The sequence below is a fragment of the Microbacterium sp. ZXX196 genome (assembly GCF_009709595.1).
GTDB lineage: Bacteria > Actinomycetota > Actinomycetes > Actinomycetales > Microbacteriaceae > Microbacterium > Microbacterium excoecariae.
Map to the genome: position 1 here is coordinate 1 of NZ_WMEE01000566.1, position 229 is coordinate 229.

The window sequence follows — 229 nt, forward strand, 5'->3', positions numbered from 1 at the left end:
GTCGGGATGGTGCCGGAGATCAGCACCCACAGCAGCTTGCCGAACTTCCACTTCGCCTTGGAGCCCAGGTCGAAGGCGAAGACCAGGTAGATGATGTAGAGCACGCCGTGGATCTGGGAGACCACGAGGGTCAGGTCCTTGCCCGTGCCGAAGCCGTACTTGGCCACCATGCAGGCGCACAGCACGAGGAGCATCACGGCAGTGACGTAGGCCATCACCCGGTAGCGGG

The 229-nt window shown here is 63.3% G+C and carries 1 protein-coding gene; it reads right to left on the bottom strand.

Going from position 1 to position 229, the window contains the following annotated elements; all coding sequences use genetic code 11:
• Positions 1-215, bottom strand: a 215-nt coding sequence (locus GJQ66_RS13990) for a DUF3817 domain-containing protein (RefSeq protein ID WP_230379715.1), incomplete at its 3' end; no start/stop codon positions are given.
• Positions 216-229 lie beyond the last annotated feature (14 nt).